This is a genomic window from Streptomyces alkaliphilus (genome assembly GCF_014141535.1).
GTDB lineage: Bacteria > Actinomycetota > Actinomycetes > Streptomycetales > Streptomycetaceae > Streptomyces > Streptomyces alkaliphilus.
In genome coordinates this window covers 1-9,992 of record NZ_VKHT01000081.1, presented here as the reverse complement: position 1 = coordinate 9,992, position 9,992 = coordinate 1, and the positions used below count along the sequence as shown (strand labels likewise).

Annotated in this window: 5 protein-coding genes; 4 read left to right on the top strand and 1 reads right to left on the bottom strand. The window is 72.8% G+C overall.

The features are described from left to right. Window positions 1-128 precede the first annotated feature (128 nt). The 3 genes from smc (at window position 129) to ftsY (ending at window position 6,851) form a co-directional block, all read left to right on the top strand. Window positions 129-3,728 (top strand): chromosome segregation protein SMC, encoded by a 3,600-nt coding sequence (gene smc / locus FNQ90_RS04925; RefSeq protein ID WP_182605135.1) that lies wholly within the window; start codon window positions 129-131, stop codon window positions 3,726-3,728. Between the two features lie 284 nt (window positions 3,729-4,012). Then, window positions 4,013-5,440 (top strand): sugar porter family MFS transporter, encoded by a 1,428-nt coding sequence (locus tag FNQ90_RS04920; protein WP_323379779.1) that lies wholly within the window; start codon window positions 4,013-4,015, stop codon window positions 5,438-5,440. A 181-nt stretch (window positions 5,441-5,621) separates the two neighbouring features. Next, entirely contained in the window at window positions 5,622-6,851 is a 1,230-nt protein-coding gene (gene ftsY / locus FNQ90_RS04915) for a signal recognition particle-docking protein FtsY (RefSeq protein ID WP_182605133.1), read from the top strand. Window positions 6,852-7,008: 157 nt separating this feature from the next. Here ftsY and FNQ90_RS04910 read toward each other — a convergent pair whose 3' ends face one another. Continuing rightward, entirely contained in the window at window positions 7,009-7,731 is a 723-nt protein-coding gene (locus FNQ90_RS04910; protein ID WP_182605132.1) for a bifunctional DNA primase/polymerase, read from the bottom strand. 619 nt (window positions 7,732-8,350) lie between these two features. Here FNQ90_RS04910 and FNQ90_RS04905 point away from each other — a divergent pair. Further along, entirely contained in the window at window positions 8,351-9,886 is a 1,536-nt protein-coding gene (locus FNQ90_RS04905; RefSeq protein WP_182605136.1) for a hypothetical protein, read from the top strand. Window positions 9,887-9,992: the final 106 nt, after the last annotated feature.

Below are 9,992 nucleotides of genomic sequence, written 5' to 3'. Positions count from 1 at the left end.
GTCCCCGGCCGCCGCCCGACCTTCCCGGAAACCCTCACCGAGCGGGGTCCTCGGGTCCCCCGTGCCGGGAGGGACGGAGGACCGGTACCGGGGTGATCATCCGCAGATGCCCGGTAAAGTCCGGTGGCGTGCACCTCAAGAGCCTGACCCTGCGCGGGTTCAAATCCTTCGCCTCGTCGACCACGCTGCGGTTCGAGCCCGGTATCACCTGCGTCGTCGGACCCAACGGCTCGGGCAAGTCCAACGTCGTGGACGCGCTCTCGTGGGTGATGGGGGAACAGGGCGCCAAGTCCCTGCGCGGCGGCAAGATGGAGGACGTCATCTTCGCCGGCACCACGGGGCGGCCCCCGCTCGGCCGGGCCGAGGTCTCATTGACCATCGACAACACCGACGGCGCCCTGCCGATCGACTACACCGAGGTCACGATCACCCGGATCATGTTCCGCAACGGTGGCAGCGAGTACCAGATCAACGGTGACACCTGCCGGTTGCTGGACATCCAGGAACTGCTCTCCGACTCCGGCATCGGCCGTGAGATGCACGTCATCGTCGGTCAGGGCCAGCTGGATTCGGTGCTGCACGCCGATCCCACCGGACGGCGGGCCTTCATCGAGGAGGCGGCGGGGGTCCTGAAGCACCGCAAGCGCAAGGAGAAGGCGCTGCGGAAGCTGGACGCCATGCAGGCCAATCTCACCCGGGTGCAGGACCTCACCGAGGAACTGCGCCGACAACTCAAGCCCCTGGGACGCCAGGCCGCCGCGGCGCGTCGCGCCGCCGTCGTCCAGGCCGAGTTGCGCGATGTCCGGCTGCGTCTGCTCGCCGACGAGTTGGTCGGTCAGCGGGAGGCGCTGCGGAGCGAACTCGAGGACGAGGCCGCGCTGCGCACCCGTCGTGAGGAGGCCGCCCGCCGGTTGGCCGAGGCCGGCCGGCGGGAGGCCGCACTGGAGGAACAGATCACCGCTCTCGCGCCCCGCCTGAGGAGCGCCCACGGCGCGTGGCACCAACTCTCCCGTCTCGACGAGCGGGTGCGCGGCACCGTGGGCCTCGCCGAGGCCCGGGTGACCGCCGCCCGATCGGGGGATCCGGAGGAACGACGAGGTCGGGATCCGGAGGACCTGGAGCGGGAGGCCGCCCGGATCCGAGAGCAGGAAGCGGAATTGACGGCGGCGATGGAGGCCGCCGAACGCGCGTTGGAGGAGACGACCGGACATCGTGGCGAACTCGAGCGCGCCGTGGAGGCCGAGGAGCGTCGCCTCCGGGACGCGAACCGGACCGCGGCCGACCGTCGCGAACACCTCGCCCGGCTCAACGGTCGGCTCACCGCCGCCGGTGGGCGGGCCACGTCGATCGCCGCGGACATCGAACGGCTGGTGGCCACCCGTGAGGAGGCGGTGCGGCGGGCCGGGTCGGCGGGGAAGCGTCACGGGGAACTGCGTGCGGCCGTGGCCGGCCGCGAGGCGGAGGCGGAGGAACTGGCGAGATGTCTGGAGGCCGCCCGGGCCGCGGTGGAGGAGGCCGACCGGGAGGTGGCCGCCGTCACGGCCGAGCACGCGGCGGCGGAGCGGGAGCGGGCCGCTCTCGCGGCACGGCACGAGGCGTTGCTGCCGTCGCTGCGTCGTCGGGACGGCACCGCCGCGCTCCTGGAATCCGACCGACGCCCGCCCGGCATCCCGGGCACGGTCGCCGAGCTCCTGACCGTCGAGCCGGGGTACGAAGCGGTGGTGGAGGCCGCGTTGGACTCGATGGCGGACGCCGTGGTGGCGGACGGTCCCGACACCGCCCTCGCGGCGCTGCGACTGCTGCGGGAGGGCGAGCAGGGGCGCGCTGTCCTCCTTCTCACGGATCCGACCGGCGAGGGGGCCGAGCGCGGCGTCCCGCTCCCCGACGGCCCGTCCGAGGGGGCGCGGCCCGTCGCCGATCTGCTCTCCGGCCCCCCGGAGACGCTGGCCGCGGTCCGCTCCCTGCTCGTGGGGACGGTACTGGTGGCGAACACGGCCCGGGCACGGGAGCTGATCGACCGACACCCCGCGCTCACGGCCGTCACCCCGGAGGGGGATGTGCTCTCCCGTCGCCTGGCCCGCGGCGGTTCCGCGGCCGCCCCCGGCACCCTGGAGGTCCGGGCCGCAGTGGAGGAGGCGGCGGCCGGCCTGGAGGCCGTCACGGAGCGGGCCGCGGAACTCGCGGAGCGGCTCGGAACCGCCCGCACGGTGCGGGAGGAGCGTCGCGCCGAGGTCGCCGAACTGGAACGGGCGACGGCGACCGCCGAGCGCGGACGCTCGGAACTCGCCCGGGAACTGGGCGCTCTGGACGGGCGGGCGGGGGCCGCCGCGGCCGAGGCCGAGCGGGCTTCGCGCGAGGTCGAACGAGCCCGCGCGGAGCTGGAACGCGCCCGCGAGGAGGAGGCCGAGCTGGCCGAACGGCTCGCCGTCCTGGAGGAGGACGCGGAAGCCGCGGAGGAACCCGACACCGGCACCCGGGACCGACTGGCCGCCGACGCCGCCAACGCGCGCCAGACCGAGATGGAGGCCCGGCTCCACCTGCGCACCCATGAGGAGCGGGTGCGCGCCCTGGCGGGCCGCGCCGATTCCCTGGACCGAGCCGCCCGCGCGGAGCGGGAGGCCCGGGCACGGGCCGAACGGCGTCGTGCGCGGCGTCGGCACGAGGCCGCCGTCGCCGGCGCGGTGGCGGCCGCCGCCCGGATGCTCTCGGAGCGGGTGGCGGCCTCCCTGGCGCGCGCGGAGGCCGACCGGTTGGTGGTCGAACGGGCCCGGGCGGAGCGGGAGGAGGCGTTGACGGCCGAGCGTCGTCACGGCCGAGAACTGAAGGAGGAGCTGGACCGGCTGACCGATTCCGTGCACCGCGGAGAGGTCCTGGGCGCGGAGAAGCGGCTGCGCATCGAACAGTTGGAGACCCGGGCCCTGGAGGAGCTGGGGGTGGAACCGGAGGCCCTGGTGCGCGAGTACGGACCGGACCAGCCCGTGCCGCCCCCACCGGCGGCCGAGGGCGAGGAACTGCCCTCCGACCCGGAGCATCCCCGCAACCGGCCGGTGCCCTTCGTCCGTGCCGAGCAGGAGAAGCGGCTGCGGGCGGCCGAGCGCGCCCATCGGCAGCTGGGCCGGGTCAACCCCCTCGCCCTGGAGGAGTTCGCGGCGCTGGAGGAGCGTCACAGGTTCCTGGGGGAGCAGCTGGAGGATCTGCGTCGCACCCGGACGGACCTCCTTCAGGTCGTGAAGGAGGTGGACGAACGAGTGGAACAGGTCTTCACCGCCGCCTATCGGGATACGGCCCGCGAGTTCGAGGGCGTCTTCGGACGGCTCTTCCCGGGAGGTGAGGGGCGCCTGGTCCTGACCGATCCGGAGAACATGCTCACCACCGGCGTGGACGTGGAGGCGCGTCCCCCGGGCAAGAAGGTCAAGCGGCTCTCGTTGCTCTCGGGCGGGGAGCGGTCCCTGACCGCCGTGGCGCTCCTGGTCTCCATCTTCAAGGCCCGGCCCAGCCCCTTCTACGTGATGGACGAGGTGGAGGCCGCCCTGGACGACACGAACCTGCGCCGGCTGATCGGCATCATGGCGGAGCTGCGGGAGAGTTCGCAGCTCATCGTGATCACCCACCAGAAGCGAACGATGGAGATCGCCGACGCCCTCTACGGGGTCTCCATGCGGGGGGACGGGGTGTCCAAGGTCATCGGGCAACGATTGGCCCGTTCCGGGGCGGCGCCAGCGGGGTAGGCGCACCTCCCCCGAGAACCCGGGGACGTGCCCGAAGGAGGTCGTCCGTGGCCCTGTCGTTCCGCGGTGGACATCGACCTTCGGTTCAAGTGTCGAATGTTTGTCGGGACTCGCGATGCGGAAGTTCCCGTGCGGGTCCCTCTGGACCTTGATTTGACTTCACAACTTGAATGATTAACCTCTGGCGGAGTCCGTTCGTCCGCCCCGGAGGGGCGGCTCGGCCCGTCCCGACGCCCCACTCGTCCCACCCCTCCCGGCAGGGCCGCCGGGGAGCAGGAGAAAACGTGACCAGTACCACCGAGAAGGCTCCCCGGGACGTCCCCGGGGGCCGGCCACCGCATCTGCGGCACGTCGTCTTCATCGCATCCGTGGCCGCGATGGGCGGCTTCCTCTTCGGCTACGACAGCGCCGTCATCAACGGGGCCGTCGAGGGGATCCGCGGGCGTTTCGAGGTGGGACCGGGGGCCCTGGGCACCGTCGTGGCCATCGCTCTGCTCGGCGCGGCACTCGGCGCCGTGATCGCCGGTCGCCTGGCCGATCGTCTGGGCCGTGTCCGGGTCATGCAGTTGGCGGCGCTCCTCTTCGCCGCGAGCGCCATCGGGTCCATGTTGCCGTTCACCGTCTGGGACCTCGCCCTCTGGCGCACCCTCGGTGGTGTGGCCATCGGTATGGCCTCCGTCATCGCGCCCGCCTACATCGCCGAGGTCTCGCCCGCGGAGTACCGTGGACGGCTGGCCTCCTTCCAGCAGGCCGCGATCGTGCTCGGCATCGCCATCTCCCAATTGGTCAACTGGGGGCTGTTGAACCTGGCGGGGGGCGAGCAGCGCGGCGAACTGCTCGGACTCGAGGCATGGCAGCTCATGCTCGGCATCGAGGTCGTCCCCGCCGCGCTCTACGGACTGATGAGCCTGCGCATCCCGGAATCCCCGCGGTATCTGGTCTCCCGGGGACGTCGGGAGGACGCCCGCCGGGTCCTCGCCGGTGTGGAGGCCGTCGGCACCGACCTGGACGCCAGGGTCCGGCAGATCGGCGAGAGGCTGCGCACCGAGCACCGTCCGAGCTGGCGGGACCTGCTGGGCGGCCGGGCCGGTCTCCTGCCGATCGTCTGGATCGGCATCGGATTGTCGATCTTCCAGCAGCTGGTCGGCATCAACGTCATCTTCTACTACAGCAACTCGCTGTGGCAGTCGGTGGGCATCGACCCCGACGCGTCCTTCTTCTACTCCTTCACCACCTCGCTCATCAACATCGTGGGCACGGTGATCGCGATGATGCTGGTGGACCGCATCGGTCGCAAACCCCTGGCCCTCATCGGGTCGGCCGGCATGACGATCTCCCTGGGGCTGGCCGCCTGGGCGTTCTCCCACCGCACCGGCACCGGGGACGACATCCGTCTGCCCGACGGCCAGGCCACCGTGGCGCTGGTCGCCGCGCACTCCTTCGTCCTGTTCTTCGCCCTCTCCTGGGGGGTCGTGGTCTGGGTGTTGCTCGGCGAGATCTTCCCCAACCGGATCCGCGCCGCCGCCCTGGGGGTGGCCGCCTCCGCGCAGTGGATCGCCAACTTCGCGATCAGCCAGAGTTTCCCCACGCTCTCGGACTGGAACCTGTCGGGTGCCTACGTGATGTACGCGACCTTCGCGTTCCTCTCCTTCTTCTTCGTCCTCAAGTGGGTGCCCGAGCCCCGGGGCAAGGCGCTGGAGGAGATGGGCTGACCCGCTCCCGGGCCCCGCTCGGGGACGGGGCCCGGAGTCCCTCCCCGGGGACCACCCGGATGCCCGACGACCCGAACCCCTCGGATCGTCGGGCGCCCCGGTTCAGGGGCGGCCCCGGGCGATACTGAAGGCGACCGGACCGCTCCGACCGCGCCCCGTGCGGGCGCATCCTAGGGAACCGATGGAAATCCTCCTCCTCGCCGTGGTGCTCGCCGTGGTCGCGATCGGCGCGATCAGCGGGCTCGTGATCACCCGCACACGCTCGTCCCGGGCTCCGACGGACGACCGACCCGCGACGGCGGCCCCGCCCGCCGAGCCGCAGGTGGGGGAGGATTCCGGTGAACCCGCCCCACCGCTGCGCCGCACGGTCGAGGACGTGGAGCTGCCCGGGGCGCCCCCCGCGCCCGACACCACCGTCGAGGGGGAGCCGGAAACGGTCGCCCCGCCGGAGCCCGGGCCGCCGACGGAGACCCCGGAACCGACCGTCGGTCGACTGATTCGCCTCCGGACCCGCCTCGCCCGTTCCCAGAACGCCCTCGGGCAAGGGCTGCTGACCCTGTTGTCCCGCGACCGCCTGGACGAGGACACCTGGGAGGAGATCGAGGACACCCTGCTCACCGCGGACGTGGGCGTCGGCCCCACCACCGAGTTGGTGGAGCGGCTGCGGGAGCGTGTCCGGGTGTTGGGCACCCGTACCCCCGACGAACTGCGTGCCCTCCTGCGTGAGGAGCTGCTCGCGATCATCGGCACCGACACCGACCGGTCCGTGCGCACCGAGGGCGGTGTGTCGGCCGAGGGCGAGGAGCTGCCGGCGGTGGTGCTGGTGGTCGGGGTCAACGGGACCGGCAAGACCACCACGACCGGCAAGTTGGCCCGGGTCCTGGTCGCCGACGGCAACTCCGTGGTCCTGGGCGCCGCCGACACCTTCCGTGCCGCCGCCGCCGATCAGCTGCAGACCTGGGGTGAACGGGTCGGGGCCCGCACCGTACGCGGTCCCGAGGCCGGCGATCCCGCCTCGGTCGCCTTCGACGCTGTGCGGGAAGGCATCGCCGAGGGCGCCGACGTGGTGCTGATCGACACCGCCGGCCGCCTGCACACCAAGACCGGGCTCATGGACGAGTTGGGCAAGGTCAAGCGCGTGGTGGAGAAGCAGGGACCGGTGGGGGAGGTCCTGCTGGTGCTGGACGCCACCACCGGTCAGAACGGGCTCATCCAGGCACGCGTCTTCGCCGAGGTGGTCAATGTGACCGGCATCGTGCTCACGAAGCTGGACGGCACGGCTCGCGGCGGCATCGTCATGGCGGTCCAGCGCGAACTGGGGGTTCCGGTGAAGCTGATCGGTCTGGGCGAGGGACCGGACGACCTGGCCCCCTTCGAGCCGGAGGCGTTCGTCGACGCCCTCATCGGCTGAGCGTCGCGGGACCCGCGGAATCGGCGGTCAGCCGGTGCCGGGCCCCGGGTCGGCAACGGACGCGGCGGCGTCCCCGGGTTCTCCGGGGACGCCGCCGCGTCCGTTGCCACATCCGCTCCCGGCACCGCTCGACGTGACCGGGGGGCGCGCCGCGCCGTCACCACCGGGTGGAACCCCCGCGCCGGCACAGATGCGTCAACGCGCGCAGCAGCACCCGTCCGCCGATGGGGTCCGGCTCGGTGCCCGGCCCCGGGTCGCGCAGCCAGCGCACCGGTCCGCGCCCCGCGTGGTCGGACGGTGGGGCGGTCAGATGTCCGCCCCGGCCCACGGTTCGCAGCCCGGTCCCCGGGAGGTGCCGGCCGTCGCCGGTGCGGAGCGCGCCCACGGGTTGGTCGTCGGTGGTCCCGGGGGCGACGAGGAACCACAGGCGGTGGTCCGGAGCCGACATCACGGGGCCCGTGGGCAACCCCAGCCGTTCCAGCCGATCGAGCGCGGCGCGTCCGGCGACCTCCGGGGCGTCGAGCACATCGAAGGCCCGTCCGGTGGGGATCAGCACACTCGCCCCGGGGGTGCGCGACCAGCGGGAGAGAGCCTCCGGCAGGGGAGTGCCGGCCCGAATCGTCAGATCGGCGGAGGCGTCGATGTCCATCGGATGAGCTCCGGGGGAGGGGCACGCGGCCCGACCGCACGAGCACTCCGCGCGTCCGGCGCGGTAGCGGGCCCGGACCCCGGGCACCACGTCCCAACCGCGCAGTGCGGTGTACTCGGCCACCACCGTTCCCACGGGGTCGGTGCCGCGCCTGCGGGGCACCCGGGGGAGGAGTCGCATCTCCCGGAGCTCCCCCCGGACCTCTCCGGTGCCGTCGATCGTGATCCCCATGCCTCCTCCAACGGTCCTCGGGACGGATGGTTACGCACTTCGGCGGGTTGACCGGCCGGCCTCCCGGGGCCCGGGGGAGTGGCGCCGTCGCCCGCCGGGACTCCTCGAGCGCTTCGGTGCGCAACCGTGCGCCCCCGTGGTGCCCCGTTTCGGAGTCGATGATCGCCCCCTCGCCAAGTGAACAGCGGATACCGGGCGATAGGTTCTGCGGCGAGGGGTGGCGAATGGTGGCGAATGGTCGGCGAAGCCCCCTCGATCGGACTCCCCCGAAATACTTTCGCTCGCCCGGCGGGGTCTTCCGCGCCGGACAGAGGAACCCCCGCGGCGGGAGGCACCCCGGCGGGGGAAACCGGGGCGACGGCACGACAGTGAACCCCGGCACGGAGGACACCCGCGATCGGTCGGTGATCCGGGTACGGCGATCGGCCGGCCGGGTCACGGGAGGATCGCGCGTGGATCACGGATTGCATACAGAAACGCCGGCTCCGGAGTCCGTTTCCGGGCAGGGGAGTCGGCGGCACGACGGTGACGGGAGCACGAACGACGATCGGTCGACTCCGCCGGCGCGGAGTCGGAGATGAGGGCCTGAACGGTGAGCGACAACACCGGGGACGCGGAGATGTCGGCCGGCTCCTCCAGGCCGCCCAACGAACGGTTGACCTCCTGGTTCGGGCGCAGCGGGTGGTCCAAGGGGGAGCTGGCCCGACGGGTCAATCGTCGTGCCGGTCGGCTCGGTGCCCACCACGTGGGCACCGACACGTCGAGGGTGCGGCGGTGGCTGGACGGCGAGCAGCCCCGCGAGCCCATCCCGACCATCCTCTCCGAACTGTTCTCCGAACGCTTCGGCTGTGTGGTGACCATCGAGGACCTGGGATTGCGCGCCGCGCGCCGAGCCGCCACCGCCTCCGGCGTTGACCTCCCCTGGGCCGGACCCCGGACCGCCGAGATGATCAACGAGTTCTCCCGCAGCGATCTGATGTTCGGCCGGCGCGGGTTCCTCGGCACCTCGCTCACCGTCTCCGCCGGGCCCGCCCTGATCGAACCCATGCAGCGATGGCTCGCACCCGGGGGCGGGGCCCCGGAGACGGAGCACGACGGGTCGTCCGACCACCGTGTTCGGTCGATCCCCGCGCAGACCTCCGCGCCCCCCTCCACCGGGTTCCCCGTTCCCCCGCTGTCCGGGGCGGACCTGGACCTGCTGGACGACACCACCACCATGTTCCGCGGTTGGGACGCCCAGAGCGGCGGGGGGCTGCGCCGCAAGGCGGTGGTGGGCCAACTCCACGAGGTGACCGATCTGCTCCGTGAGCCCCGTCCCGGACGGGTGCGTCGCCGTCTGTTCCGGGTGACCGCGGAACTGTCCTCGCTGGCGGGTTGGATGAGTTACGACGTGGGCCTGCAGCCCACGGCGCAGAAGTACTTCGTGCTGGCCCTGCACGCCGCGCGGGAAGCGGGGGACCGGCCGTTGGGGGCCCTGGTCCTCTCCCAGATGGCCCGTCAGATGATCCATCTGGGACGTCCGGCGGACGCCCTGGAGCTGGTCACCCTCGCGCAGTACGGCGGTCGGGAGAACGCGGGTTCCCGCCTGTTGGCCATGCTGCACGCGCTGGAGGCCCGGGCCCGTGCCTCACTCGGCCAGACCACCCGCTGCCGGCGTGCCGTGGACACGGCCGACGAGGTCTTCGCCGAGATCGATCCCCACGAGCACGAGCCGGACTGGATCGCCTTCTTCACCCTCGCCGAGCTCCACGTCGAGAACGGTTGTGCCTACCGCGATCTGGCGTACGCCACCGACGCGGATCCCGACCACACCGTTCCGGCCCGGCGGCGCATCGGCGCCGCGGTGGAACTCTTCCGGGAGGAACTCGAGCGCGGCGAGCGCGTGGGCGAGCCGGGCCCCCGGCGTTCGTATGCACTCGGTCTGATCGGCCTGTCCACCGTCCATCTGTTGTGCCGGGAGCCCGAGGCCGCCGCGGAGCGGGCCATGGAGGCGCTGGAGGTGACGCGGCGGCTGCGCTCGGAGCGGGTCTGCGACCGGCTCCGGCGCACCACCGCCGCGGCGGCCCACGAGTTCGGGGACGTACCGGCGGTGGCGCGGTTACAGGAGCGGATGGCCGTCGAACTGCCCGGCGCCGCGATCGCCCGCGAGGTCTGAGGACCGTCCTCCGTCCCCGCCGCGCGTTCCTCCCTCCCGGTCGCGCGTCCCGCGCCTGCCTACCCGCGGCCCCCTTCACCGGGTCCACATCCCGATGAGTGAGCCC